The 25,837-nt window shown below is 70.7% G+C and carries 23 protein-coding genes; 13 read left to right on the forward strand and 10 right to left on the reverse strand.

Features of this window, described 5'->3' with window-relative positions; translation table 11 throughout:
- A partial coding sequence (locus ABD240_RS04690; RefSeq protein ID WP_344335650.1) for a LysR family transcriptional regulator occupies positions 1 to 864 on the reverse strand: 864 nt, incomplete at its 3' end.
- A gap of 236 nt (positions 865 to 1,100) precedes the next feature.
- Between ABD240_RS04690 and ABD240_RS04695 the strand changes: the two genes are divergently transcribed.
- The 5 genes from ABD240_RS04695 (at position 1,101) to ABD240_RS04715 (ending at position 7,882) form a co-directional block, all read left to right on the forward strand.
- The gene (locus ABD240_RS04695) at positions 1,101 to 2,219 is read left to right on the forward strand and encodes a PrpF domain-containing protein (protein WP_344335655.1); all 1,119 of its coding nucleotides are present in this window, start codon (positions 1,101 to 1,103) and stop codon (positions 2,217 to 2,219) included.
- 8 nt (positions 2,220 to 2,227) lie between these two features.
- Positions 2,228 to 3,313 (forward strand): type 2 periplasmic-binding domain-containing protein, encoded by a 1,086-nt coding sequence (locus tag ABD240_RS04700; RefSeq protein ID WP_291794190.1) that lies wholly within the window; start codon positions 2,228 to 2,230, stop codon positions 3,311 to 3,313.
- A 94-nt stretch (positions 3,314 to 3,407) separates the two neighbouring features.
- The gene (locus ABD240_RS04705) at positions 3,408 to 5,372 is read left to right on the forward strand and encodes a tripartite tricarboxylate transporter permease (RefSeq protein WP_291794188.1); all 1,965 of its coding nucleotides are present in this window, start codon (positions 3,408 to 3,410) and stop codon (positions 5,370 to 5,372) included.
- A 126-nt stretch (positions 5,373 to 5,498) separates the two neighbouring features.
- A complete protein-coding gene (locus ABD240_RS04710) occupies positions 5,499 to 6,587 on the forward strand; it encodes an LLM class flavin-dependent oxidoreductase (RefSeq protein WP_291794186.1) in 1,089 nt (362 codons plus the stop codon).
- A 209-nt stretch (positions 6,588 to 6,796) separates the two neighbouring features.
- Positions 6,797 to 7,882 (forward strand): C40 family peptidase, encoded by a 1,086-nt coding sequence (locus tag ABD240_RS04715; protein WP_344335661.1) that lies wholly within the window; start codon positions 6,797 to 6,799, stop codon positions 7,880 to 7,882.
- A 264-nt stretch (positions 7,883 to 8,146) separates the two neighbouring features.
- On the opposite strand, the gene pepN is transcribed toward ABD240_RS04715, so the two are convergent.
- On the reverse strand, positions 8,147 to 10,891 hold the full coding sequence (pepN, locus tag ABD240_RS04720) for an aminopeptidase N (protein WP_344335664.1): 2,745 nt from the start codon (positions 10,889 to 10,891) through the stop codon (positions 8,147 to 8,149).
- Between the two features lie 146 nt (positions 10,892 to 11,037).
- Here pepN and ABD240_RS04725 point away from each other — a divergent pair, with 146 nt between their 5' ends.
- A complete protein-coding gene (locus tag ABD240_RS04725) occupies positions 11,038 to 12,213 on the forward strand; it encodes an FUSC family protein (protein WP_344335667.1) in 1,176 nt (391 codons plus the stop codon).
- Between the two features lie 111 nt (positions 12,214 to 12,324).
- On the opposite strand, the gene ABD240_RS04730 is transcribed toward ABD240_RS04725, so the two are convergent.
- Positions 12,325 to 12,951, reverse strand: a complete 627-nt coding sequence (locus tag ABD240_RS04730) for a helix-turn-helix domain-containing protein (protein WP_291794363.1) — start codon at positions 12,949 to 12,951, stop codon at positions 12,325 to 12,327.
- Between the two features lie 139 nt (positions 12,952 to 13,090).
- Here ABD240_RS04730 and ABD240_RS04735 point away from each other — a divergent pair, with 139 nt between their 5' ends.
- The 3 genes from ABD240_RS04735 to ABD240_RS04745 are packed head-to-tail and all read left to right on the forward strand — an operon-like array spanning position 13,091 to position 14,603.
- Entirely contained in the window at positions 13,091 to 13,930 is an 840-nt protein-coding gene (locus tag ABD240_RS04735; RefSeq protein ID WP_344335672.1) for an AzlC family ABC transporter permease, read from the forward strand.
- Positions 13,930 to 14,271 carry an AzlD domain-containing protein gene (locus ABD240_RS04740; protein ID WP_344335675.1) on the forward strand — a complete coding sequence of 114 codons (342 nt, stop codon included), beginning with the start codon at positions 13,930 to 13,932 and terminating at the stop codon, positions 14,269 to 14,271. The genes ABD240_RS04735 and ABD240_RS04740 overlap by 1 nt, the downstream gene beginning before the upstream one ends.
- Positions 14,272 to 14,288: 17 nt before the next feature.
- Positions 14,289 to 14,603: a DUF2516 family protein gene (locus tag ABD240_RS04745; RefSeq protein WP_291794369.1), complete on the forward strand. Its 315-nt coding sequence runs from the start codon at positions 14,289 to 14,291 to the stop codon at positions 14,601 to 14,603.
- 212 nt (positions 14,604 to 14,815) lie between these two features.
- Here the strand turns inward: ABD240_RS04745 and ABD240_RS04750 are convergent, their stop codons facing one another.
- From ABD240_RS04750 to ABD240_RS04780, 7 genes are read right to left on the reverse strand one after another with little or no spacing between them, the layout of a single operon-like run.
- Positions 14,816 to 15,529 carry a hypothetical protein gene (locus tag ABD240_RS04750; RefSeq protein WP_344335679.1) on the reverse strand — a complete coding sequence of 238 codons (714 nt, stop codon included), beginning with the start codon at positions 15,527 to 15,529 and terminating at the stop codon, positions 14,816 to 14,818.
- A complete protein-coding gene (locus tag ABD240_RS04755) occupies positions 15,526 to 16,251 on the reverse strand; it encodes a SatD family protein (RefSeq protein ID WP_291794872.1) in 726 nt (241 codons plus the stop codon). The genes ABD240_RS04750 and ABD240_RS04755 overlap by 4 nt, the downstream gene beginning before the upstream one ends.
- Before the next feature lie 45 nt (positions 16,252 to 16,296).
- On the reverse strand, positions 16,297 to 17,208 hold the full coding sequence (locus ABD240_RS04760; RefSeq protein ID WP_344335683.1) for a prenyltransferase: 912 nt from the start codon (positions 17,206 to 17,208) through the stop codon (positions 16,297 to 16,299).
- The gene (locus tag ABD240_RS04765; RefSeq protein ID WP_344335685.1) at positions 17,208 to 17,630 is read right to left on the reverse strand and encodes a lycopene cyclase domain-containing protein; all 423 of its coding nucleotides are present in this window, start codon (positions 17,628 to 17,630) and stop codon (positions 17,208 to 17,210) included. The genes ABD240_RS04760 and ABD240_RS04765 overlap by 1 nt, the downstream gene beginning before the upstream one ends.
- A complete protein-coding gene (locus ABD240_RS04770; RefSeq protein WP_291794878.1) occupies positions 17,627 to 17,977 on the reverse strand; it encodes a lycopene cyclase domain-containing protein in 351 nt (116 codons plus the stop codon). The genes ABD240_RS04765 and ABD240_RS04770 overlap by 4 nt, the downstream gene beginning before the upstream one ends.
- Positions 17,974 to 19,878: a phytoene desaturase family protein gene (gene crtI / locus ABD240_RS04775; protein ID WP_344335689.1), complete on the reverse strand. Its 1,905-nt coding sequence runs from the start codon at positions 19,876 to 19,878 to the stop codon at positions 17,974 to 17,976. The genes ABD240_RS04770 and crtI overlap by 4 nt, the downstream gene beginning before the upstream one ends.
- Complete coding sequence (locus ABD240_RS04780; RefSeq protein ID WP_344335692.1) at positions 19,875 to 20,930, reverse strand: phytoene/squalene synthase family protein; 1,056 nt, start codon at positions 20,928 to 20,930, stop codon at positions 19,875 to 19,877. The genes crtI and ABD240_RS04780 overlap by 4 nt, the downstream gene beginning before the upstream one ends.
- A gap of 159 nt (positions 20,931 to 21,089) precedes the next feature.
- Between ABD240_RS04780 and ABD240_RS04785 the strand changes: the two genes are divergently transcribed.
- The 4 genes from ABD240_RS04785 to ABD240_RS04800 all read left to right on the forward strand — a co-directional run bounded on the left by ABD240_RS04785 (position 21,090) and on the right by ABD240_RS04800 (position 25,750).
- Entirely contained in the window at positions 21,090 to 22,130 is a 1,041-nt protein-coding gene (locus ABD240_RS04785) for a heavy-metal-associated domain-containing protein (RefSeq protein ID WP_344335695.1), read from the forward strand.
- Complete coding sequence (locus ABD240_RS04790) at positions 22,117 to 24,447, forward strand: heavy metal translocating P-type ATPase (RefSeq protein ID WP_344335698.1); 2,331 nt, start codon at positions 22,117 to 22,119, stop codon at positions 24,445 to 24,447. The genes ABD240_RS04785 and ABD240_RS04790 overlap by 14 nt, the downstream gene beginning before the upstream one ends.
- Before the next feature lie 90 nt (positions 24,448 to 24,537).
- The gene (locus tag ABD240_RS04795; RefSeq protein WP_291794888.1) at positions 24,538 to 24,807 is read left to right on the forward strand and encodes a YHS domain-containing protein; all 270 of its coding nucleotides are present in this window, start codon (positions 24,538 to 24,540) and stop codon (positions 24,805 to 24,807) included.
- A 319-nt stretch (positions 24,808 to 25,126) separates the two neighbouring features.
- A complete protein-coding gene (locus ABD240_RS04800; protein ID WP_344335702.1) occupies positions 25,127 to 25,750 on the forward strand; it encodes a DUF421 domain-containing protein in 624 nt (207 codons plus the stop codon).
- Positions 25,751 to 25,837: the final 87 nt, after the last annotated feature.

Genomic DNA, 25,837 nt, shown 5'->3' on the forward strand with positions numbered 1-25,837 from the left:
CACCTCCGCAGGCGAGTAGACGCGTTCCTCACGCTGCCCGACCATGATGCGGCGCTCCGGAGCTTTGGCTCCCAGGCTGAGGATTCTGATGCCCGGGTGGGTGAGCGTGACGGCGCTGCTCGGTGCCAGCGCAACCCCGATGCCCGCGCTGACCATCGCCTGTGCTTCCTGGTAGTCATTGGCGTACATCGCGATCGTGGGGCGGAATCCTGCTGCTGTGGCCGCGCGATCCAGCACCTCGACGACCGGGTGCTCCTCCGCCCGGACCACCCACGACTCGTCTGCGAGGTCCGCCATGTCTACGTGCGCGGCGTGGGCCAGGGGATGGTGCTGCGAGACCAGGATGACGAAAGGCTCCCGGAACAGTTCCTCGACCCGTATCCCCTCCCTGTCGAACGGACGCCAGGGGTGGTCCCAGAGCAATGCGAGATGTGAGAAGCCGCGTTCGAGGTCCGTGACCAGCTGGTCGATGCGGGTGCTCCGGATGGACAGGGCGACCGCCGGGTACTGGGAGCTGAATCGTTCGATCACGAGGGGCAGGAACGAGGAGGCCACGGTTGGGAATGCGCCGATGACCAGTGATCCCCGCTTTCCGGCCGTCAGGTCCTCGAGGTCGGATCGTGCTGCGTCCATGTGGCGCAGGATCTTGCGCGCGTGGGCGGCGAGCACCATTCCCGCCTCCGTGGGCACAACGCCGCGGGGTCGTCTGCGCAGGAGCGGCTGGCCCACCTCCTGCTCCAGGCGGCGCAGCTGCTGGGACACCGCGGAGGGGGTGTAGGAGAGGAGGTCCGAGGCGGCGGTGACGGATCCTGTCTCCACGGTCTTCACGAAGACCTCAAGTCTTTTCGAGTCGAAGGTGACCATTTCTTTAGCGTACCTACATCTCTGTGTGTCTCGGATGACATCAGCGTGAACTCGGCGAATCCTCCTCTTTGCCGGCCTCGCCTCCGTCGTTCCGCGCCGAGTTCTGCTCATCTGCCGCTTTCCCACCCGTTCTGTTGTTAGCACCGCTTCATCAAGCTGTACAGAACTGACATTGTGCTTAAGGCGAGGCCCGCTCACGATGGGTGCGTATTCGGATGTCGTGAGAGGAGAAGCCGGTGAAGGTCAGAGCACGATGGATGAGGGGCGGCACCAGCAAGTGCTGGGTGTTCGATGCCGCGGATCTGCGGGAGACGGGGTTCTCCGCGGATTCGGCTCTGCCTAGAATCTTCGGGAGCCCGGATCTCCGTCAGCTCGACGGCGTCGGAGGTGCGACCTCGACGACGAGCAAGGCCCTCATCGTGGAACCCGGCGGGATCGCCGATGCGGACGTGAGCTACACCTTCGCCCAGGTGGGCATCGAGGAGGCCACGGTGGACTGGGGGAGCAACTGCGGGAACTGCTCGGCGGCTGTCGGCCTGTTCGCCCTCGAGAACGGATGGGTGCCGATGACAGCCGGTGTGACGGAGGTGCGCACGCTCAACATGAATACGGGGCAGATGATCATCCAGACGATCCCGACTCCGGAAGCGCGTCTGCCCGAGGACCCGCAGGATTCGATTCCGGGCACCGTCTTCACAGGGCACGGAGTGGAACTCGGGTTCGTCGCACCCGAGGGGAAGACGACCGGCGCAGTGCTGCCTGCCGGAGAAGCGGTCTCGGCGTTCCGTGCGGCGGACGGCCGGCGGGTGAGGGCGAGCCTCGTGGACGCCGGCGCTCCGCTGGTCATGGTCGATGCGGAGAGCTTCGGCCTCATGCCCGAGGAGTATGCGATGTGGGCCGATCTGATCGCGGATCGGCTGCCGGAGCTCGACCGCATCCGTCGTGCCGCCGCCGTCACCATGCGGCTCGTGGAGGCTCCCGAGGAGGCCGAACGTGCGATTCCGAAGATCGGGCTCGTGAGTGCGGCGGTCGAGGCGGGATCGGACGTGCAGGTGCTCATGCTGTCCATGGGGCGCCCACACCCTGCGATGCCGATCACCGGGAGCGTGGGCGTGACCGTTGCGGCACGCACCCCCGGCACGACGGTGGCCGAGTGCCTCCGGGGGCCGGTGGGTGCAGAACTGCGCATCCGCATCCCGGTGGGTGTGATGTCCACGTCCACGGTGGAGCGTCCGGAGGGCCGCACGGTCGGCATCCGGCGCACTGCGCGCACGCTGGCAGATGCGCAGCTCCTCGTACCCGATCGTCAGATCGAGCGCGCGGCCGCGCTCCTCACGGCGGGGGCGGCCTCGTGAGCGTCCCCATGTCCAGGCGCGCACTTCTGAGCGGCGGAGCGCTGGCGGCCCTGGCCGGGATCGCCGGGTGCGCGCCCGCACAGACCGGATACACGCCGTCCGGAGAGGGGATCGTGGACGTCGTCGTACCCTACGGTTCCGGAGGCACCGACACCTGGGCCCGGTTCATCACGCCCTATTTCGCCGCACGGCAGCCGCACGTCACCCGCTACCAGATCGAGAACGTCCCGGGAGGGGAGTCCATCACCGGCACCAACGCCTACGTGCGTGACGGAGTGACCGACGGACGTCAGACCCTCGTGGTGTCCGCGACGACCTACTTCCAGAGCATCCTGGGACAGCATGCGGTCGAGTTCGACTTCCTCGACATGGAGCCGCTGGCGCTGAACGGCACCGGTGCCGTCCTCTGGACGAGCGCTGACACCGGCATCCGCTCGGTCGAGGACCTGATCGGCAACTCCGCGCAGTACCGCTATGCGGGCATGTCGGCCTCGGGCCTCGACTTCATCCCCCTGCTGGCGCTGGAGGCTCTGGGCACGAACTTCCGCGGTGTGTTCGGGATGGAGGGACGCGGTCCCACCCGGCTGGCCGTGCAGAGGGGCGAAGCCGACCTGGACTTCCAGACGACCTCGTCGTATCTCAGCCAGGTCAAGCCCATGGTCGACGCCGGTGACGCGGTTGCGCTGTTCTCCGTGGGGAGCCTGGAAGACGGAGAGATCGTCCGTGACCCCAATGTGCCCGACATCCCGACGTTCACCGAGGTGTTCGAGGGTCTGAGCGGGCGAAGCGATCACCATGAGCTCGCCTACGAGGCCTTCCGTTCGTTCTCCGTACCGGGCTTCTTCTATCAGAAGGGCCTGTGGACGAATGCGGGAACGGATCCCGGCGTCATCGAGGACTATGCGCGTGTGGTGGACGAGCTCAACGGCGACGAGCAGTTCATGGAGGAGGCGGCGGACGCCCTCGGCGGCTATGAGCTGGTCGCCGGTCCCGAGGCGAGGGATGCCTTCAGGGAGGCCCTCCGCATGGACCCGGAGGTCCTCGCCTTCGCCAAGGATCTGCTGAGGGAGAAGCACGACGCCGTGCTCGACTGAACTGCTGCACTCCTGCCTGATTCACACGGTGCCGGGGCGATTCGCGGACGAATCGCCGGTGCCGGGACATTTCACCTGACTTGAGGAAACAAAGATGTTTGAAGCAGCTGGCGAAGCGCTGTCGGCCTTCGCCGATCCCGCGATGCTCCTGTTCCTGGGAGTGGGAGTCGTCGTCGGAATCGTCATCGGCGTGATCCCCGGGCTCGGCGGCACAGGCGCGGTGGCCGTGCTCCTGCCCTTCGTGTTCGTGCTGGAGCCCAACCAGGCCATCGCCATGATCATCGGCGCCGTCGCGGTGGTGCACACCTCTGACGTCATCACCTCCGTGGTTCTCGGGATACCCGGATCCGCTGCGGCCTCGGTGTTCCTGCTCGACGGCCACGAGATGGCGAAGAAGGGACAGGGCGGCCGGGCGCTGTCCGCCAGCTTCATCGCGTCGACGATCGGCGGTCTCGTCGGCATCGTCGCGCTCACCCTGGTGGTGCCGATCGCCACGCCCATCGTCACGTCCTTCGGCTCGCCGGAGATCTTCGCGCTCATCGTCATGGGCGTGTTCCTCACGGCCATGCTGTCGAAGGGGAACGTCGTCAAGGGGCTCATGGTCTCCGCCTTCGGTCTCGCACTCGGCCTCGTGGGGGTCTCTCCGGTCTCCGCGGAGTACCGCTACACGTTCGGCTCGGAGTTCCTCACCGACGGGATCGGCCTGGTCGCCGCAGCGCTCGGGATCTTCGGGCTCGCGGAGATCATCGACCTGGTGGCGAAGAAGAGTGCGGTGTCGGACAGGGAGATCAGCCTCGGCGGAGGCTGGGGCGCCGGCCTGAGGGACATCGTGACCTACAAGTGGGACGTCTTCCGCGGATCCGCGGTGGGCGTCGGGGTGGGGATCCTGCCCGGCGTGGGCTCCACGGCCGGCTCGTGGCTCTCCTACGGGCAGGCGCAGGCCTTCGCCAGCCGGCGGGCGGACAACCGGTTCGGCAGCGGCGATCCGCGCGGTGTCATCGCGCCGTCCGCTGCGAGCAACGGCATCGAATCGGGCGCGCTCATCCCCACGCTGCTCTTCGGAGTGCCGGGCGCCGCACCGTTCGCGCTGCTGCTGGGCGTGCTGCTGATCTTCGGCGTGCAGCCCGGTCCGGGGCTCATCACCAACGACCTGGACCTCGTGTACGTGATCGTATGGTCCTTCGCAATCGCAAGCGTGATCGGCGCGATTCTCGCGTTCTTCATGGCGCGGCCGCTGGCCCGACTGAGCTACGTGCCGTTCCCCGTCCTCGCGGCAGCCCTCATCCCGATCCTGTTCATGAGCGGGTTCCAGGAGCCTCTCAACCTCAACGTCTTCTACCTCATGCTCCTCCTGGGCATCGTGGGTTGGGTCTGCAAGGTCGTGAACATCCCGCGTGCCCCGTTCCTCATCGCCTTCGTCCTGGCCGAACCCCTGGAGCGCTACTACTTCCTCACGGTGAATGCCTTCCCTGTGAGCGAATGGGCCACCCGGCCGTTCGTCCTGGTGGTGCTGCTCATCCTCGTGGGCGCGATCGTCGTCCCGATCATCCGCCGTGCGAGGAGGCGGACCAGGACCGTGGAAGCGGACGTCCAGTTCTCCGAGAAGTCGGACATGCCCGTCCCCATGTTCGTGGAGATGGCGGTCTCGGTGCTGATGCTGCTCTTCTTCGTCGCCGCCATCGTGCTGTCCTCGGGGTTCTCGGACAGCGGACGCCTCTTCCCCGTGGCAGTGGGCTCGGTGGGCGTGCTGCTGGCGCTCATCAGCCTGGGACGTGACGCCGGCCGGGCGCGGGCGGACGGGCTGGGCCGCTTCGACGACGTGTGGATCGCGCGGCTGAAGGTCGTCGGGAAGTCCACGCTGTGGGTGATCGGCTACATCTGGCTGGTGTTCGCCTTCGGGATGATCGTCGGCTCCGGGCTCTTCACCTTCGTGTTCCTCCTCGCCGCCGCTCGCAGGAAGATCCTGTTCGCGCTGATCTACACCGCCTGCATGGTGGGTGTGCTGTACGTCCTCATGGAGTTCGCGCAGCTCGTCCCGCCCAGCGGCTATCTGTTCTGAGCTCAGGAGCCCCTTCCGGCCGGCCTGACGCGTCGGAGACGGAAGCCGATGGCGTATGCGTGGGTGCCCGGGGCATGCTCCGCCGAAGGGGGAATGAACCCCGCTCGGCGGAGCGTTGTCCCTGGTATGGCACAGTCTCCCGCGCTCTCCGTCCTCGATCTCATCCCCGTCCGCCTGGGGCAGACCACCGGCCAGGCACTCACGGCGTCGCGTGAGCTGGTGCGCGCGGCCGATCACCTCGGCTACACCCGCTACTGGGTGGCGGAGCACCACAACATGCCCGCGGTGGCCTCGACGGACCCGGCCGTCGAACTCATGCACCTGGGGCAGGGCACCTCGCGCATCCGGCTCGGCTCCGGGGGAGTGATGCTCCCCAACCACTCGCCGCTGGCCGTCGCGGAGCGCTTCGCGCTGCTGAGCGCGGCCTTCGGGGACAGGATCGACTTAGGGCTCGGCCGCGCGCCTGGCACCGATCCCTACACCTCCCTCGCGCTCCGCGGCCACCTGGGGGAAGGCCGCCTCGTCGACGCCCAGGGACAGGCCGTCGACCCGGTCGAACAGTTCCCCCAGCACATCGCTGACATCCTCGCGCTCCTGTCTCCGGCGGGTGCCGCATTCGACACCCGCCAGGGCAGGCATGCGCTGCACGCGTCGCCGCGGGTGGACGAGGCGGCCCAGGTCTGGCTGCTCGGATCCAGCGGATACTCGGCGCAGCTGGCGGCGGCCATGGGCCTGCCCTACGTGTTCGCGCACCACTTCATGGGGCGGGGGACCGAGGCGGCGGTGAAGCTCTACCGGGACTCCTTCACGCCCACCCAGTACGGAGAGGAGCCGCGCACGTTCCTCACGGTCAACGCGGCCGTGGGCGCGACGACGGAGGAGGCGTGGGCGCTGGTGCAGCCGCACGTCTACCAGATGGGCTCCCTGCGCCTCGGCACCGGCCTGGAGGCTCAGCGCTACGTGGGTGAGGACGTCGAGTCCGTCATGACGGAGGGGCACCGCAGGGTGGGCGAGTCCATGTGGGACTCGTGGGCAGTGGGCACCGCCGCGGAGGTTGCCGCCAAGCTCCGCGACCTCGCCGAGCGCTTCGACGTCGACGAGCTCATGATCCATCCCATCGCCGGTGCCCGCCCGGACGATCCGATCGACGCGGCCCCCGCCCGGCTGCACACGGTGGAGGCGCTGGCCGGCGAGTTCGACCTCGAGCGCGCCTGAGCGCGGCCTCCCCGTCCGGAGACCGCCCACGGCGTGGCCGCAAGCCGCCCTGCATGCAGCCGCTCCGAGGCATCTCGGAACTCGGAGTGTGACGCGCGGGCGGGAGAAGGTTCCCTCGGGAAGGGTGAGCCGGTATCGTCGTAGTCTGAACGGTGTCTTCCCCCATGCACCGCGCCGTGGTGGTCCTGCGGTGCAAGACCGAAAAGAGTATGAACGTGAAAGCGAAAGCACTTCTGCCTGCCCTGGGCGTGTGCGCGCTCGCACTGACTGCGACGCCCGTGCACGCACAGGCTGCCTCTGACCTCAGCTCCGGCGCTGACGACGGCGGCGCCCTCCGCGTCGAGTCCGACGGCAGCCTGGACGAAGGCGACACCGCATTCGTCGCCGTGACCGCGGCGACGGTGTGGTCCGAGAAGGACTCCCCGCGCGAGGTCGACGAGCCCGCTCTGGGCGATTCGCCGGACCTGCGCGCATGGGACCGCGCACTCGACCGGAGCACGGAGACCCGGCGCGGTCTCACCGGCCTCGTGGAGACGCAGGCCGGCTACGGCTCCGAGGTGCGCGTCCTGGACGTCGACGGTCGCTGGGCGAAGGTGGCCGTCGTCGACCAGGAGACGCCCAAGAACGAGGACGGGTATCCGGGGTGGGTGCCCACCGCACAGCTCGTGGAGAACGACCGCTTCGCGGAGCTCCGCGACGAGCAGCCCACCGCCGTCGTGACGGCGAAGTTCGCAGAGCTGTCGGACATCGACTACGCCGAGTTCGACGGTGAGGCGCCGGAGGCTCCGATCAACGCCGAGCTGCCGCTCATCGCCCAGGACGAGGACGACGTCCGCGTCGCCCTGCCCGGCGGAGGTGCTGCGTGGCTTCCCGTGGGCAGCGTCCGTGTGGACGACCCGGAGCACGGCTTCGAGCTCGACGAACCCACCGGCGGCGACCTCGTGGAGACCGCCCGGCAGTTCGAGGGCGTCGACTACCTGTGGGGCGGCGTGAGCCCCATAGGCTTCGACTGCTCGGGGTTCACGTACACCGTGTTCCGCGCCCACGGCATCGAGCTCCCCCGCGACGCCGGCGACCAGCAGAACACCGGCACCACGGTGAGCTCGTCCAAGCTCAGGGCCGGGGACCTGTTGTTCTTCGCCCGAGGCGGCAGCGGCCGGGCGCACCACGTCGGGATGTACATCGGCGACGGCAAGATGATCCACGCGCCGAACGCCTCGAAGGACGTCGAGATCGTCAACTGGCGGTCGTGGGACACCGGCGGCCAGTTCGCCGGCGCCAAGCGCTACCTCTGAGCCGCTCCCCGGGCGTGCCCGCGATGTGCGGGCGCCGGTCCGCCGGCTGCGATGCGCCGTCCTGGCCGGTGGCCTCCGCCGCAGTTCCGCTCACTGCGCCTCCGTGTTCCCACGCTGGAGCGTGGGAACACGGAGGCGCAGTGCTGTGAGGCGGAGGTGAGCTCGCAACGCGGAGCCGAGGCGGCGCGGAGCTGAGCTCGCAGCGCGAAGCCGAGGCGGCGGCGGGCCGCGGCTTCACCGCTCAGCCCACCTGTCCGCAGCCCTTCAGCCTGCCTCTCCGCGCAGGCGCATGGCACGGGCGAGATCGTCGCGGGCCTCGATGAGCAGGCGCCGCTGCGCGGCCGGGGCGTCCGGATGGGCGATGAGCCACTCGTCGGTCCGGGCGGCCACCCGGCGCGGTCTCACGGACCAGCGCGGGTACAGCCCCACCACCAGCCGCCGGGAGATCTCGATGGGCCTGTGCGTCCACCAGCTCTCGAGCTGGGCGAAGTAGTCGTCCACGCGGTCCTCGAGCATCGGATACGGAGCGGGCGCGGTGAGCCCGCTGATCCGTGCGGAGAGCATCTCGTTGGAGAGCGAGGAGTCCTGTGTGGCCTCCTCCCACGCTCGGTCCCGCGCCACGGCCAGCGGGCGTGCGGCGCGGACGCTGGCGGCGTTCACCGCGCCGGAGCCCGAGCGGTCGAGCGCGGCCTCGGCCTCGATGTCCTCGACCTCGGCCCAGCCGAGCACCACGAGCGCGCGCAGGGCCTCCCAGCGCAGCGCATGGTCGGCCAGGAGGCCGGGGGCCGTCTCCGTGAGAGGATCGCCCACCTCGACCGTGAGCACGTGGGAGGCGAACGCACGGCCGGCGCGGGTGACACGGCTGGCGCCCCGTGCTCCCGCGGTGCGAGCGGTGAGGGAGAGTGCGAAGCGGGCGAGGCTCACCTGCTGGTCCGAGCCGGCGGGCACGGAGGAGACGGCCTCGAGCGCGGACTCCAGCATGGCCGCGACGGCGTCGACCCGTTCCTCGCCCGGCACCCACTGGCCCAGGGCGGTGCCCACCGTCGCCATAACGGAGCTGAGGATCCCCGGATGCGTCTCGGAGGCCAGCACGCCGGCGGCGGCCTGCAGATAGGCGGTCACGGGAAGCTCGCCGTCCCGCGCGGCATTGCCCAGGGCGGAGAGCACCAGCGCACGGTCCATGGGGTCCTCGAGGAGGCGGACGCTGCCGATGGCGGTCTCCGTGGACTGCGGGTCGAGGCGGACCTTGGCGAAGTCCGCGTCTCCGTGGTTGAGCAGCAGGAGGGCAGGCCGCTCCTCACCGATGAGCTGCGGCAGCGGCGCGGACTCCTCGGCGAGTTCCACGTCCCAGGTGCGGGTGCGGACGAGCCGGGGGCCGGCCTCGGGCGCTGTGCCCTTCTCGCCCTGCTCCTCGAAGTCGAAGGCCGCGAGCGTGAGCCGGTGGGGACGGAGCACGGGCGTGCGCGACTCTCCGGCGAACGTGTCGCGCTGAGTCAGACGGGCCTGTGTGATCCGCCGGGTGCGGGATGCTCCCGCCTCCGGTGAGTCCTGGGTGCCGGAGTCCTCCACCTCGAGTCGCAGCTCGGAGGTGCCCCGCGTCTGCAGCCAGGCGGCGGCCCAGGCCCGGACGTCGCGGTCCGGCGCGGCCGCATCCAGCGCTGCCAGGAAGTCCTCGAGCTGCGCGTTGCCGAACGCGTGCGCGGCGAAGTAGGCCCGCGAGCCGGCGACGAAGGCCTCCCGGCCCACATAGCCCACCAGCGCCTTGAGGACGCTCGCACCCTTGGCGTAGGTGATGCCGTCGAAGTTGAGCTTGGCGGCCTCCACGTCCGGGATGTCCGCGACGATGGGGTGGGAGGTGGGGTACTGGTCCTGCCGGTAGGCCCAGTCCTTGCGGCGGAGGGCGAAGGTGACCCAGCCGTCGGTGAACTCCGTGGCCTCGGCCAGGGCCAGCCCTCCCATGTAGTCCGCGAAGGACTCCTTGAGCCACAGGTCGTCCCACCAGCGCATGGTCGTGTAGTCGCCGAACCACATGTGCGCCATCTCGTGCAGGATCGTGTTGGCGCGCGCCTCCCTGTCCGCCCGGGTGGCCCGGTCGCGGTGGAGGTAGGAGTCCGTGAACGTGACGAGTCCGGGGTTCTCCATGGCGCCGAGGTTGTACTCGGGCACGAAGATCTGGTCGTACTTGCCCCACGGGTAGGGGATCTCGAACAGCGCATGGAAGAAGTCGAGCCCCTGGGTGGTGACGGTGAGGATCTCGTCCGCCTCCATGTGGGCTGCGAGGGACTGCCGCGCGTGCACGCCCAGCGCAATCTCCTCCCCGGTCTCCGGATGCCGGTAGGAGCCCGTGACGCTGGCGTAGGGGCCGGCGCACACGCAGGTGAGGTAGGAGGACACGGGCAGGGTGGGGGAGAACCGCGTGAGCTGCATGGGGCCTCGGGCGGGGGACGTCCCCGCAGTCCCTGCCGGCAGGTCCGTGACCTGCTCCGTCGCCGTGTTGCTCAGCACCGTCCAGCCCGCCGGGGCGAGCACCTGGAAGGTGTAGGAGGCCTTGAGGTCCGGCTGGTCGAAGACGGCCGCCACCCGGCGTGCGTCCGTGGGCTCGTACTGGGTGTAGAGGTAGGTGTTGCCGTCCGCGGGGTCCGTGAAGCGGTGGAGGCCCTCGCCGGACCGCGAGTAGGCGCCCTGCGCCACGACCACGAGGCGGTTCTCTCCGGCGCGGACGGGGAAGGTGATGCGGGCGCCGTCGAACGCCGAGGCCGGGTCGAGTGCCTCGCCGTTGATCGTCACGGACTCCACCGCCGGGGCGATGAGGTCGATGAAGGTCTCGCCGTCGTCGGCCGCCGTGAAGTCCGCCGTGGTGCGGGTGCCGAACGTGGGTGCGTGGGGATCTGCGGCCGTGGAGAGGTCGAGGTCGACCGCGTAGTGGGAAGTGCGGAGCAGGGCGCTGCGCTCGCGCGCTTCCGCCCTGGTCAGATTGGTCGCCGTCGTCGTCGCCATGGTGTGCGGCATCGTCCCTCCTGTGAGCCTTGCTGAAGCATTGCACACAAAAGGCACGGCAGTCATGCAGGGGTCCGGGCGTACGGGTGGGAGACGGCTGAGCGGGCGGGAGGGGCGGGCGGACTAGAGTGAGATGCGGATCCGAGGAGAGGAGCGCCGTGGGCCCGAGCGCAAAGCTGAGGCAATGGGGACAGGAAGCGGGGCCGGTGCTCCGCAACCGCCTGCGCATGGGCGGCCTGCGGATCCGCAACAACTTCGGTCAGATCCTCCAGCTCACCGTCGCGGCGATGGCCGCGTATTCGTTCAGCTACTTCGTCCTCGGGCACACCTATCCGTTCTTCGCCGCGGTGGCGGCCGTCGTGGGGATCGGCCCCATGCAGGACCGGCGGCTGCGCAGGGCGACGGAGATCGGCTGCGGAGCGGTGCTGGGCGTGCTGTTCGGCGATCTGTTCGTCCACCTCTTCGGCGGCGGCATCTGGCAGCTGGGCACCATCCTGTTCCTCGCGGTCTGCACGGGAATGTTCCTCAACTCCGGCGCCATCTTCGTCACGCAGATCGGCATCCAGTCGATCTTCGTCGTGACCGTCCCCGCGCAGCTCGCCACCGGGACGTTCAGCCGCACCGCGGACGCCGCCGTGGGCGTGGCCACCGCGATCCTCCTGGCGCTCATCATGCCCTCGGACGCGCGCAAGCGGCCGCGGTCCCAGGCGGCGGCGCTGCTCGATGAGATCGCGCGCCTGCTCAGCGAGACCGAGGACGCGCTCCGCCGCGAGGACCCCCAGGCCGCGCGCAGAGCGCTCTCCCGCGCGCGGGACTCCCAGAGCTATGTGGACTCCTGGCGGGCATCGCTGCGGATCTCCGAGGAGACCGCGCGCATCAACGCGAACTCGCGGCGCTACGCGGCCGAGGTCTCCCGCCTGGCCCGCGCCTGCGAGTTCGCGGACCGCGCCCTCCGGCTCATCCGCGTGATCCTCCGCCGGGCGGTGACGGCCACCGAGCACGGGCACGTGGACCCGCTCCTCGCCGCTGCGGCGGGCAGGCTCGCGGAGGGTACGCGTCTGCTGCGGCTCGCACTGCTGGAGGGCCGTGACCGGGCCCAGGCAGAGGAGGTCTTCACGGACGCCGCCCGCACCCTCCGGCCGGCACCGGGAGTGCGTGCGGACCTCGAGCAGACCACCATGCTCCTCCTGTTCCGGCCGCTCGCCGTGGACCTCCTGCAGGCCGCCGGCGCCTCGCTCGAGGAGGCGAACTCCCGCCTGCCCGCGCTGGAGGTGGAACCGGAGACCGGTGCCCTGCGCGTCGTCGAGGAGCCGGACAGGGAGGACGAGGGGTGATCAGTCCTGATTCTCTCCGCGACGGCACCCGCTTCTCGCCCAGACACCCGCGTTTCTCGTGGAACAACTGGGTGTCTGGGTGAGAAACGGGCGTCATCGTCCTGCGGAGGCCTACTGTGATTCGACGATGGTGAGCATGACGGTCCCCGCCTCAGCGGTCGAGTAGACGTGCGGCACGTCGCCGGCATGGCGGGCGTAGTCGCCGGGGTGCAGCTCCACCGTCTCGCCGTCCGCGGTGAGGGTGAGGCTGCCGGCGCACACGATGAGGTGCTCCACGGTGCCGGGCGGATGCGGCTGGGCCTCCCGCGGGGAGCCGGGCTCCATCCGGATCTGGTAGACGTCCCTGCGCGCCCCGGGCGGGCAGGCGGAGAGCAGCGTCGCGGAGTACTCCGCCGCGGAGGACGGCAGTGTCGTCCCCTCGCCCATGCGGATGACGGAGAGCGGTTCCCGTGCGGGTGCGATGAGCTGGGAGAGCTGCACGTTCAGCGCCGTCGCGAGCGCCCACAGCGTCTCGATGCTGGGGTTCCCGTTGCCGTTCTCCAGCTGGGACAGCGTGGACTTGCCCACGCCCGCGCGCTTCGCGGTCTCCGTGAGCGAGAGTCCCAGCCGCTCCCGTTCCCGCCGCAGGGCCGTCGCGAGCTGAAGGACAGGGGAGGGCTCCGCTGAGACCTCCGCACCGGCGGCGGTTCTGCATGCGGTGGCCGGTTCGTCGTCCGGAGTGTGCGGCGCGGGTTCCATGCTGTTCATTCTATGGAACGGGGCCGTCCCCGATGCCTTGACGGCCCCGTCCGCATCGACCACTATAGAGAACGTGAGTTCACTCAAACGAACGGACAGTAGAGGTGCGCGCCTGCGCGTGTATCGCGATTCCGCAGTCATGAACCTCATGATCCTGTTCGTCGCGCTGTCCTACGGGGCCATCAGCCAGGCGGCGGGGTTCCCGCTCTGGCAGACGCTCCTCCTTGCGGCTCTCGCGCTCGGCGGGGCCGCGGAGCTGACGTTCGTCGGAGTGATCGCGGCCGGCGGCGCACCCGTGCTGGCGGTGCTGGGCGGGCTGCTGGTGAACGCGCGGAACTTCGCGTTCGGGCTGAGCATCGGACAGTACGCGCCGTCGGGCTGGCGGTCGTTCCTCGCCGCGCATCTGGCGAACGACGAGACCACTGCCTTCGGCCGCGCGGGTACTACGGACCGTGAGCGCTGGCATCGCTTCGTCGTCTCCGCCGTCATGCTGTTCGTCTGCTGGGTGTGCGGTGCGGCCCTGGGGCAGCTGCTGGGTTCCGTCATCGACGCCGAGGTGCTGGGCCTGGACACCGCTCTGCCCGTCCTGCTGTTCTGCCTGGTGGTGGGTGACATCCGCTCGCCGTTCCTGGGTGTGGCCGCGGCCGGCGGTGCGGTCCTGGCGATCGCCCTTACGCCGGCGCTGCCACTGGGGCTGGGCTCCGTCGCGGCGCTGCTCGCGCTGCTGACCGCCGCCGGCTTCCTCGCCGTGCGGAGGCGGAGAGGTGCGGAGGCCGTGGATGCTGCTGCGGCCGCTGCCGGGGATGCTGCGGAGGTCGGACTGTGGCACGAGGTTCCCGAGGCCTCGGGAACCGCCGGCGCTGCAGGCTCGTCCGGTGCTGTGGATTCCCGGGATGGAGAGGACGTCTCGGGTGCTGCAGGTGTCCTCGGCGCCGCAGGTGCGTCCGATGCGTCCGATGCGGAAGGAAGGCGGCCCTGATGGAGACGACACCCTTCCTGCTCGCCCTTGCGGGGCTGGCCGGGGTCACCTATCTCATGCGCCTGCTGGGGGTCCGGCTGGGGGCACGCGCCCGTGCCGGCGGCGAGGGCACCGAGGCCTCTGCCGCGCGCATCTGGATGGATCGCGCCGTCGTGGTCCTCATCCTCGCGGTCGCGGTGACGGGCGGGCTGTTCGACGGCAAGGAGATCGCGGATGCCGGCCACGTGCTGGGAGTGGGTGCGGGCATGGCCGCGGGGCTGCTGCGTGTGCCCATGCTGCTCTGCGTGCTGCTGGGGATGGCGGTGTGCGCGCTCATCCGGCTCAGCGGGTTCGGATGGTGACTGGGTAGGCTGGGGGCATGCAGATGCTCGGCTCGCTTCAGGGAATCCTCATGCTCGCGATCGTGGTGGGCATCTTCGCGCTGTCCGTCGCATCGCTGATCTCCTCTCTGCTGTACACGGACGAGATGTACCGGGCCGCGGACAGGAAGTCGAAGAAGTTCTGGTCGCTCATCCTCGTCGCCGCCGCGGTCGTGGCGTTCCTGGCGCTGCCGCCGCTGGGCGGCGGGCGTCTGGGCTTCCTCTCGATCGCCGGTCTGGTGGCCGCTGCGGTCTACTGGCTGGACGTGCGGCCCCGGCTCCGTCAGGTGGATCCTCGTCGCCGCGGCCGCTGAACGTCCGGGACGCGGGAGTCCTGGGCCGCTGCGTCTGAGCTGCTGAGCCTCTGGACTGCCGAACGTCTGAACCTTTGAGCCTTCCGGGCGGTTCGCGCGGCGTCTGCGCTCCGTCCCCGCCCTCCTCCTCGGAAGTTACGTCTGCGTAGCGGCCGTGCAGGGCGGCCGCTACGCAGACGTAACTTGTGGGTGGGCGGGTGTGGGGAGGCGTGCTACTGCATCGAGAGCCGGAGCAGCCCCGCTGCGGCGAGCGCGAGCACCCAGCTCACGAGGCTCCCCACGAGGAACTGCTCCGCCTTCGTGCCGCCGGAGTCCTGCTGGATCTCGGGGAAACGGACGATGCCCTTCGCAGCGATGACGCCGGCCGCCACCGGGAAGGCGCCGGCGACGAGCAGTCCTGCCAGCGCGATCCGTTCGAGGGGCCCGATCCAGCGCCCGCCCTTGAGCTGGGAGGCCGTTCTCAGGCGTTCCTCTGCGCCCGGCCGCGCATCCCTCCGGAGCGCCCCGCGCACCAGGGCGTTGGAGCTGACGACGAGGAAGGCCGTGAGTCCGGCGGCGAGGACGAGGGTGTCGCCGCCCAGATCGCCGAGATGCACGCGCCCGGCGAGGTCCCCCGCGGAGAGCGTCTCCGCGGTCACCGTCGCGGTCGCCGCGAGCAGCGCCGCGCTCACCAGCAGCAGTGCGCGGGGACGTGGGGACCGGCGGTCGGAGGGCGGCCCTTCGCCCACCTGCACCCCGGCGCTCCAGGCGAGGCCGGCCACGAGCGGGACGGGCAGCAGCCACCAGGGCGCGGCGTGGAGCAGGCCGGCCGCGAGGAGCACCGCGAGCCAGACGGCGGCGGAGGCGAGCCGCCGCCGGCGCGTGCCGGAAGCCCGTACGGCGTCGGTGCTGCCGATGCCCAGCAGGAGGAGGCCGAGGAGCGTCATGCGGGATCCGCCTCCTGTTCCTCCGCTGCGTTCGGGTCTGCGGCCGCGCTCGCCTGCTCCAGCAGGCGCATCCCCTCGAGCAGTTCGGAGGCGCCGGAGCGCCGGAGCGCCTGCGAGACCGCGGACTGCGAGACCCCGTGCGCCTCGGCTATGGCGGCCTGGGGCTTCCCTTGCGCCGCGCCGCGCGCATAGCTGCGGGTGCGGTCGTTCATGCCGTCGATGAGCATGTCGCGGAGGAGCAGATACGCATTCACGGTCGCCTCCTGTGCCGGGTCCGGCCCTCGCAGCCATGTGCGGCGGCTGGGGCGGTGTGCCTCTGCCTCCTCCGCCCGGACGAGCGCCTCGCGTGCGCGCCACCAGCCGGGCCCGTCCTGGATGGCCGTCGAGGTGCGGCTGTCCACGGGTGTGACGCCGCCGAGGCCGAGGCCGAACCGGAGTGAGGTGCCGGAGGGGAGTGCCAGCATAATGTGCAGTGTGGCGGCGAGCGCTGCGGTGAGGGAGCCGTAGACCGCCTGGAACTCGTCGCCGACCGTGGCGGTGAACGGCTCATGGGCCTCTGCGGCCTCCTCCGCGTCGAGGAGCACGGCTTCGATCTGCTCCTGCAGGCGCGAGCGGTCCGCGTGGGAGCGGGAGCGCACGATGTCGGCGATGACGGCGACCGTGCGGGCCTCGTCCGGGGGGCTCGTGCCGGGATCGGTGAGCGTCGGGACATCTGCGGACATGAGAGTAGCGTATGCCTTATAAGTCTGAAGGTATAAGCTATCTGCTTATATTTGAGCGATGAGAAGCATCGTGACCGCGAAACCCACCGCGTAGTTGAGCCAGAGGAACGTGGTCCAGCCGCGATGCGCCTGTGCGGCTGTCGCATCCGTGATCCGTGCGAACCGGGCCACGGAGACGAGGTAGGGGATCGCGCCCAGTGCCGCCCAGTCGGTGAGCGGGCCGGTGAAGGCGGCGAGGATCCCGGCAGCGGCATACCCGCACAGTGAGAGCCGGACAGTCGTCCGTGCGCCCAGGACCGTGGCGACGGAGGCGAGCCCGGCCTCGCGGTCCGGCCCGATGTCCTGGACCGCACCGAAGGCCTGGCTGGCCATGCCCCACACGAAGAACGCCGCGAGAGCACACCACCCCGCCGCGCTCGGCCAGATTCCCAGGGCCGCGAGCGCGCACCAGGCGGGGGAGGAGAAATGGGTCGACGAGGTGACCGCGTCCAGGACGGGCACCTCCTTGAACCGCAGGCCGCGCGCACTGTACGCGACCACCGCGAACAGGCTCAGCCCCAGCACCGGGAGGAGCGCGACGTGCGAGGTTGCGAGCAGGAACGCGGCCGGAGGCACACAGGTGAGCGCAGAGGCCCACAGCACCGTGCGGTGCATCCGCCGGTCGAGCACATCGCCCTCGACGCCTCCCTTGCGCGGATTGCGCAGGTCCGACTCGTAGTCGAACACGTCGTTGATCCCGTACATCGCGAGGTTGTAGGGCACGAGGAAGAAGAGGCAGCCCACCCAGAAGCGGACGTCGAGCCCACCGCCGGACAGCAGCCAGGCCGCGCCGAAGGGGTAGGCGGTGTTGATCCACGACAGCGGGCGCGAGGCCATGAGCAGATGCCGCAGCGCGCGGCGCACGGTGAGCGGGGCGGACCGCGGGGTCTCCCGGGGGCGAGGCTCCTGCGCCGGCATCAGCGTGTGTCTCCCTGCTGAGCACGTCCCGGCCGTTCGCCCTCCGACCGGTCAGCCTCGGGGGCGGTGTCCGCTGCCGAGGCCGAGCCGGCCGACCGCTGCATCCGCCTGCCCAGCAGCGTCCACAGCGCGGGCAGGGCGAGCACGGCGAACACGGTGTAGGAGAAGTCCTCGACGGGCATGACGCCCAGTCGGATGCCTGAGATCTGGGCATCGCCGTAGTCCACGAGCCCCACGCTGATCATGATGTTGTCGAACACTGCGGTGAGCGTGAGCAGGACCGCGGCGGTGAGGAGGGCGGCGGCGCGGGACAGCTGTGCCCGAGGTGTCCGCCGGGTGGAGTCCGGACCGCGGCGGCAGGCGCAGGCGAAGAGCACCGCAGCCGCGAGGAGGAAGCCGGCGTTGATGAGCCAGTAGGTCATGGGGTCCCTCCGCGCCGTGCACGACGGTGTTCCAGCAGACGCCGGCTGCCGGTGTAGACGTTCATCGTCAGCCAGCAGAGGAAGGTGAGGAAGAAGACTTCCTCGACGGGCAGCTCGGGGGCCAGCTGCAGGCCGGTCATGTACGAGGTCTCGCCGCGGAAGAACACGCCGAACCCGATCCCGAACGCGTCCCACACCAGGAACGTCGCGAGGCCCGCGGAGTGGACGATCGCCGCACGCCCGGGGTCCGCGAACCAGAACAGCCGGTGGCGCCAGTCCAGCATGAGCATGCCGAACATGCTGAACAGCAGGCACGCGAGGTATGCGAAGGGTTCGAGCGCGCTCACTGCGGTGCTCCTCTCAGGGCCGTGTCTGCGGGCGGCCCTCCACAGGCAGTGCGCGCTGCAGGGCAGTCTGCCTCCTGTTCCACGGCCTGCGTGGCCGGGTGAGCCCTGACCATGGAGGACTCGCCCTCAAGAGTCCGCAGGGCCTCGGCGGCGTTCTCCGCGCTCATGACGCACATGGGCAGGCCCACGCCGGGAGCGGTGAACGCCCCGGTGCGCAGGAGGTTCCTGGCGCGCGGAGACACCACGGAGTCGCGGAACATCGCGCTCTGGCCCAGGGTGTGAGCCGGTCCCAGCGCGGTCCCGGACCATGCGTGGAAGCCGCTCACGCGGTCACCGTCCGCTGCGTCCCCACCCGCGTAGTCGCCGGGTGCGCGCACATGCCGCACCCGCACGCGCGCGGCCAGATCCGGAGCTCCCACGCGCTCGCCCACGGCGTCGATGACTCTGTCCACGTACTCCTCCACCTGCTTCTGCCCCGCGCGCAGCGACGGATTCGCCGGTGCGGGCACGAGCACGAAGAGGTTCTCGCAGCCCGGTGGAGCGACGGCCGGGTCGGTCACGGAAGGGGCGCACACGTAGACGCTCGCCGGCTCCGGCAGTTCCGCCGTGCGGCCGCCGAACACCTGGGCGAAGTTCGCGTCCCAGTCGTCGGTGAAGAACAGCGAGTGGTGGGCAAGGCCCGGGATCCGCCCCTCGATCCCCAGCATGACGACGAGCGCCCCCATCCCCGGGTCGCGGCGATGCCAGCGGCGCGCGGACACGCTGCGCAGTGCGGGAGGCAGCAGCCGGGTCTCGAGATGGTGCAGATCGCAGGCGGCCACCACCCAGTCCGGAGTGAAGGTCTCCAGCCGCGTGTGCGAGGTGGCTGCGGGCGGGGCGCCCGCGCGCAAGGCCTCCGCGCGCACGGTGTCTGTGGGCGCAGTGCCCGCGGGCGAGGTGCCGGGAGCCCGGACGCGAGCGACCACCTCGGCGACGGTGCGGCTGCCGCGGGGATCCTGCGTGAGCGCGACGACCTCCGCGCCCGTCCTGATCCGCGCGCCCTCCCGGCGCGCCAGGGAGGCGAACGCGGCGACGATCCGGTGCATGCCCCCGCGCGGATAGGCCACGCCGTCCATGAGGTCCATGCGACTCATGAGGTGGTAGAGCGCGGGCGCACGAGCGGGGTCCGTCGCGAGGAAGACGGAGGGATAGAGGAGGATCTGCCGCAGCAGGGGGTCGCGGAAGCGGGAGTGCACGAGGTCCTGGTAGGAGCCTGCGAGCAGGCCGGGGAGACGGGTGAGGAACGCGGCCGAGGCGGGGGCGCCTGTGTCTGCCGGCGCACCTGTGTCTGCCGCCGCGCCTGTGCCGGCAGGGATGCCGGTGCCCGCACGCCTGCTCGCGGCCGCCGCCGTGAGCGTGCGCACCAGGGAGTGCAGACGGCGGGGAAGCCCGGTGAGCCCACGGTGCTCGCGGCCGAAATCCGTGCGGAGCGCATGGTCCGAGGCGAGGTCGTAGAGAGCCGAGGCCTCGGCGAGGTGGGCGTCGAGGGCTGCGGCGGAGCCTGGTTCGCGGGACTCGAAGAGCGCGTGGAGGTGGGTGCGATCGGCACGGACGTCGAGTGGCTGTGCTCCTGCGGATGCGCCGTGGTGCGGGTAGAGGCGATAGGACGGGTCGAGCGGCACGAGGTCCAGCTGCTCCGCGGCCGTGGTGCCGAAGCGCCGGAAGAAGGCGTCGAACACCTCGGGCATGAGGTACCAGGAGGGGCCGGTGTCGAAGACGAAGCCGGAGTCCGTGAGTCGTCCGGCCCTGCCGCCCACGGTCCCGGACTGCTCCAGCACGGTGACCTCGTGGCCGTCACGGGCCATGAGCGCGGCCGCCGCCAGCCCTGAGATGCCGGCGCCCACGACGACGATGCTGCTCATGGCTGCGTCCCCGGGCGCTCTGACGTATACCGCGCCGGCATTCCGGGCCATGTGCGCACGGGGCGTCCGGCTGCCGCCAGCGCCGCGTAGCGCAGCTTGACGGCGCCCGGCACGCGGACCCGCCCGGAGAGGATCGTCTCCACCGAGGTGCCGGCGAGCCGGTGCGTGAGATCCCCGAAGATCCCGAAAGCCGTCCACACGGCGGGGCGCACGGGCGGCGGCAGCAGGTCGACGGCCTCGGCGGCGGTGGAGAGCTCCGCGAAGATCTCCGCGGTGAGCGCCTCCTTGTCCTCCTCCGTGAAGTCCGTCGCGGCGCGACCGGGGGAGGAGAGGTAGCCGCGCGCGAGGCCGTGGGAGTCGTGGGCGAGGTCGCGCAGGAAGTTGACCTTCTGGAATGCGGAGCCCAGGGCGCGGGCACCGGGCAGGAGGGTGGTCTGCGCATCCGCCGGCAGCGGGGCGCCGTTGAAGAAGGCGAGGACGCACATCTCGCCCACCACCTCGGCCGAACCGTGGATGTAGGCGGAGAGGTCCCTGCGGGAGTGCGCCGGCGAGGCGGGATCGGGGGCGGGGATGGCATCCGCGCGCATCGAGTCGAAGAACGGTCCCCACTGCGTGCTGCTGATCCCGGTGGCGCGGGCGGTGCGTGCGAAGGAGTGCGCGAGGAGATCCGAGGAGAAGCCGGTCTCCACCGCCCGGGCGATGCGGGACTCGAAGGCGTCGAGCTCCGCGCGGACCTGCGCTGGGGAGGCCCCGGTCCAGGCGCCGTCGACGGTCTCGTCGGCGACGCGGACCATCGCATAGATCGCCTTGATGTGTGCGCGGACGGCGCGGGGGAGGGCGGAGGAGGCCAGGGAGAACGAGGAGGAGTACCGCTTGATGACGGTGCGTGCGGCTGACTGGGAGGCCGCGGCATAGCGTGCGGCCGCTTGCGCGGACGCATCGGCGCGGGCGGCCAGCCGTGCGTCCCGCTGTGTGCCCGTCTGCGGATCCGAGGCGTGCGAAGGCTCTGCGCTCCGGGCGGGCAGGAAGGGCAGGCGAGGACGTGGGCGCATGGTCTCCATTGTCCCCGATGGCACGGACGTGCGGCACCGCGGGAGGGGCGGGTTCCGGCGGGGAGGAGGTGAGCATGGTGACCACGAGCACACACACCATTGAAATATACCCCCAGGGGGTATATGTTGGAGTGGTCAGCACGCGGCGAAGGAGTTCAGATGAAGGCACCAGTACGGCTCGGTCTGTACGGGCTCGTCCTCGTGGCGGTGTTCGCGGTCGCCGCGTTCACGGCGCACGCGGTGGTTCCCGAGGACACCGTGCGGGCCTGGGCGGAGGAGTCCGCCGAGGGCGGCCACGCGGCCGGGGGCGAGCACACAGGAGGACAGGCCATGACGGACGACGATGCGCACGCGGGCCATGAGGCCGGAGGCGCCGCCTCCCCGGGCCTCGGGCTGGAGCAGGACGGCTACCGGCTCACCGGCGTCACGGCCCCCGCCGAGACCGGTGAGGCCGGGGAGCTGGCACTGACGGTCACCGGCCCTGACGGGGGCACCGTCACGGACTACGAACCGGAGCACGAGAAGGAGCTGCACCTGATCGTGGTCCGCTCCGACGGGCAGCACTTCCGCCACGTCCATCCCGAGCGGGACGAGGACGGCACCTGGTCGATCCCCTGGGAGTGGGAGGCCGCAGGCTCCTACCGGGTCTTCACCGACTTCGTTCCCGGAGGCGCCGAGGAAGGACTCACCCTCTCGACCACGGTCCAGGTCGCCGGTGACGTCGCCCCGGCACCCGCGAAGGGGGCGGTGACGGAGACCGAGGTCGACGGCTACACCGTCTCCGTCGCCGGTGACCTCGTGGCGGGCGAGAGCTCGGAGCTCACGATGACGGTCACCCGGGAGGGCGAACCGGTCACTGCGCTGGAACCGTACCTGGGTGCGTTCGGGCACCTGGTCGCCCTGCGCGACGGGGACCTCGCCTACCTGCACGTCCACCCGCACGGCGATGCGCCGGAGCCGGGCGAGACCTCGGGCCCGGAGATCGTCTTCGAGGCGAATGCCCCCACCGAGGGCCGGTACCTGCTCTACCTGGACTTCCAGGTGGACGGACAGGTCCACACCGCCCCGCTCGTGCTGGACACGGCGACGGCCGGTGAGGCGCCCGCCAAGAGCACGCCTGCGCAGGACGAGACCACCCAGCATGGAAGCACCCAGGACGAGACGGAGCACGAGGAGGGGAGCGGACATGAGCACGGCTGAGCACACCACTGCGGACGGCACGGGCATCGAGCTGCAGATCGGCGGCATGACGTGCGCTTCCTGCGCCAACAGGATCGAGAGGAAGCTCAACAAGCTCGACGGCGTGAGCGCGAGCGTGAACTACGCGACGGAGAAGGCCAGCGTCACCGTGCCCGCGGACTACGATCCGCAGCTGCTCATCGCGGAGGTGGAGAAGACCGGCTACACCGCTGAGCTCCCCGTTCCCAAGAACAGCGCGGGCGAGGCCGGCGACGGCGAGGAGGGCGAATCCCGCGAGGACGCCGAGCTGCGGTCCCTGCGGCAGCGCCTCATCGGTGCGGCCGTCCTGGCGGTGCCCGTCATCGCGATGGCGATGATCCCCGCGCTGCAGTTCGACTACTGGGGCTTCGCCTCCCTCGTCCTCGCCGCGCCCGTCGTGGTGTGGGCGGGCTGGCCGTTCCACCGTGCCGCCTGGATGAACCTGCGCCACGGCGAGGCGACGATGGACACCCTCATCTCCGTCGGCACCACGGCGGCGATGCTCTGGTCGCTCGTCGCCCTCTTCTTCGGCACTGCCGGGGACCGCGGCGTGGTGCACCCCTTCGAGCTGACCATCTCGCCCTCGGACGGGATGGGGCACATCTACCTCGAGGTCGCGGCCGGGGTGATCACGTTCATCCTCATGGGCCGCTACTTCGAGAAGCGCTCCAAGCGCCGCGCGGGAGCCGCACTGCGCGCCCTGCTGGAGCTCGGCGCCAAGGAGGTCACCGTCCTCCGGGGCGGCGTGGAGCAGCGCGTCTCCATCGACGAGCTCGCGGTGGGCGACGAGTTCGTCGTGCGGCCCGGTGAGAAGATCGCCACCGACGGCGTGGTCACCTCGGGCAGCTCCGCGATCGACGCCTCGATGCTCACCGGCGAGTCCGTGCCGGTCGAGGTGGGGGAGGGCGACACCGTCACCGGCGCCACGGTGAATGCCGGCGGACGCCTGGTCGTGAAGGCCACCCGGGTGGGGACCGACACGCAGCTCGCGCAGATGGCGCAGATGGTCGAGGACGCACAGTCGGGCAAGGCCGAGATCCAGCGGCTGGCGGATCGCGTCTCCGGCGTGTTCGTGCCCATCGCGATCGCCGTCGCCGTCGCCACCCTGGGCGCGTGGATCGGTGCGGGCTTCCCGCTCTCCGCCGGCTTCACGGCCGCGGTCGCGGTGCTCATCATCGCCTGCCCCTGCGCACTGGGCCTCGCCACCCCCACCGCCCTGCTGGTGGGCACGGGCCGCGGCGCGCAGATGGGCGTGCTCATCAAGGGGCCTGAGGTGCTGGAGTCCACCAAGCGGGTCGACACCATCGTGCTCGACAAGACCGGCACCGTCACCACCGGCAGGATGACGCTCACGGAGGTCATTCCCGCCGCGGGCACGGACCGTGCCGAGCTGCTGCGGGTGGCCGGCGGGCTGGAGGGCTATTCGGAGCACCCCATCGCGCAGGCCATCGCCGCCGGGGCCGCAGGCGAGGTGGGAGAGCTGCCCACACCGGAGTCGTTCGGCAATGTCGAGGGCAAGGGCGTGCAGGGCGTCGTCGCCGGCCATGCCGTCGTTGCCGGACGCGAGTCCCTGCTGGAGGACTGGTCCATCCGTCTCGACGAGGATCTCCGGACCGCCAAGCAGACCGCCGAGGCGGCAGGCAGGACCGCGATCGCAGTCGGTTGGGACGGTGCCGCGCAGGGCGTGCTGGTCGTCTCCGACCGGATCAAGGCCACCAGCGCCGAGGCCGTCGCCCAGTTCACCGAGCTGGGTCTTACCCCGGTGCTGCTGACGGGAGACAACCGGGCCGTGGCGGAGCAGGTCGCCGCCGAGGTCGGCATCTCTCAGGTCATCGCCGAGGTGCTGCCCGGGGACAAGGTCGACGTCGTCACCCGCCTGCAGGACGAGGGGAAGGTCGTGGCGATGGTGGGAGACGGCGTCAATGACGCCCCCGCCCTCGCACAGGCGGACCTGGGGCTGGCGATGGGCACCGGCACGGATGTCGCCATCGAGGCCGCGGACATCACCCTGGTGCGCGGCGACCTGCGGGCGGCGGCGGACGCGATCCGGCTCTCGCGGAAGACGCTGGGCACGATCAGGACCAACCTGTTCTGGGCGTTCGCCTACAACACGGCGGCGATCCCGCTGGCCGCGTTCGGGCTGCTCAACCCCATGCTCGCGGGTGCGGCGATGGCCCTGTCCAGCGTGTTCGTCGTCTCGAACAGCCTCCGGCTGCGCACCTTCAGGGCCCGCGCGGACGAGCGGACCCTGCAGGCGGACACCGTGCCGCCACAGGCCCGCGAGCCGCAGACGGCCTGAGTGCCGCCTGCTGTGCATCACTTGGCAGCACACCGCTATGCCGCATATCGACACACTGCACACCGACACCACCGGCGAAAGGAACCACTGATGACTGCACACGAGGATCTGAACCTGACCGACGCATCCGCAGGAGCGGGCAGCTGCTGCGGACACGCGCCCAGCGCCGCCGCCCTCGCACAGACCCCGGCCGAGGAGATGGCCGAGTGCCAGGTCATGGCCGGCACACCGGTCGTGAAGGCCGACGCCGAGGCCGCCGGACTCTACCGCGACTACGAGGGGCAGCGCTACTGGTTCTGCTGCGCTGCCTGCGGGCCTCGGTTCGATGCTGAGCCGGAGCGCTACGCCTACGCGGCATAGGACTGTCCGCGCGCCTCCGCCCTCCCCGCCGCCGTACGGGGAGGGCGGCGGTCGTTCCGCGCAGGTCCGCACTCAGCACGCAGCCCCCGCGCTGGGCGCCGAGCGGCCGGCCGCCCCGCGCCCCGCGCCCAGCGGTCGGGCGCCTGCGGCGTAGGCTTCTGCCGGAACTGCCGGAACTGCCGGAACTGCCGGAACTGCCGGAACTGCCGGAACTGCCGGAACTGCCGGAACTGCCGGAACTGCCGGAACTGCCGGAGAGCGCGGAGCAGTGCACCGTGCCTTCCGGGAGGCGGGGCACGGAGAAGGGAGAACGCCTGCGATGCAGCCGGAGGAGGGCTGGGGCGCCTATCTGCTCGAGCACGTGGGCATGGAGCCCTATCGGGTACCGGTGGTGGTGCTCTCCGCGGTGGTCATCTACCTCGTGTTCCTCCTGCTCGTGCGCCTCTTCGGCCCGCGTGTGCTCACGGTGACGAGCGGGTTCGACGCCGTCGTGTTCGTGATGTTCGGGGCGGTCGCCGGGCGCGTGGTCCTGGGCCATCCGCCCACCGTCGCTGCGGGCGTCGTCGGCCTGTGCACGCTCATGCTCATGGAGGCCGTCTTCGGGGCGGTGGAGCGGACGTGGCAGGCCAAACGTCTGATCAGCGCCGGTCCCATCGCGGTGTTCGCGCACGGCGCCCCTCTCGAGGAGGCCTGCCGCCGCACGCACACCTCCCCTGCGGACCTCCACTCCGCCATGCGCCGGGCCGGCATCGCCCATCCGGCCGAGGTGCGCGGCATCATCATGGAGTCCAACGGCAGCTACTCCGTCATCCGTGTGGGAGCGCGTGTGAGCCTCGAGGTCCTGGCGCACGTCGAGGGTGCCGCGCGCATCCTCGCGGAGCCGGAGCCGGACGCGGACTCGAACGCGGACCCGGACCCGGACGCGGAAGAGCGGCGGGACTGAGCGGCAGGCCTGCGCGGGCGGCTCAGTGCCCCTCACTGCCTCACGACCCCACCCTTCCCTGCCCCGGCCGGACCGGCCCAGGTCCAG

This window comes from Brevibacterium salitolerans (assembly GCF_039531405.1).
GTDB lineage: Bacteria > Actinomycetota > Actinomycetes > Actinomycetales > Brevibacteriaceae > Brevibacterium > Brevibacterium salitolerans.